This is a genomic window from Burkholderia sp. AU4i (assembly GCF_000466765.1).
Taxonomy (GTDB): Bacteria; Pseudomonadota; Gammaproteobacteria; order Burkholderiales; family Burkholderiaceae; genus Burkholderia; species Burkholderia cepacia.
In genome coordinates this window covers 1-528 of sequence record NZ_ASSI01000470.1, presented here as the reverse complement: position 1 = coordinate 528, position 528 = coordinate 1, and the positions used below count along the sequence as shown (strand labels likewise).

The window sequence follows — 528 nt, the reverse complement described above, 5'->3', positions numbered from 1 at the left end:
TCGCCGACGAAATACTTGCCGCGCGTCGCGACGATCAGGTGCAGTTCGAATTCGGGATGGAAGTGCCAGCGGATCGTGCGATACGGATAACCGTGCGACCAGACCTTGAACGACTCGTCGCGTCGCACTTCGACCACTTCCAGATCGGGGTGCATCATGTGGGCGTCTCCATTCCCGTGTCTCGCCGGCCGGTTCGTTTTGCGCGTGCGCCGCGTATTTCACGCGGCGACGCGACCGGTCGCATGGGAAGCAATGTAGGTCGATCGAGCGCGCGGCTCCACCAACTTTACGCCTGATTTTCGATACTTTTTTGCCCATTCCGGCCGCAAATGGCGCCGGATGGCAAATTTGTGCAGTGCGGAACGGCCGGGCGGCCGCCCGCCCGGCGCTTACGCGGCCGCGTGCTCGCGCGCGGTACGCGCTTCGTACGCCTTCAGGTGGTTATACGCGATCCGCAGCAGCGACAGCCCATCGGCCGCCTGCGGGTCGCGGCGCGCGAGCAGGTCGCCGATCACGTGATCGGCTTCG

Annotated in this window: 2 pseudogenes; both read right to left on the bottom strand. The window is 64.6% G+C overall.

Annotated elements, in window-relative coordinates:
• A pseudogene (locus L810_RS48015) lies at positions 1–158 on the bottom strand (AraC family transcriptional regulator); the annotation flags it as partial.
• A 231-nt stretch (positions 159–389) separates the two neighbouring features.
• Positions 390–528: pseudogene (locus tag L810_RS48010) on the bottom strand (2-dehydropantoate 2-reductase); the annotation flags it as partial.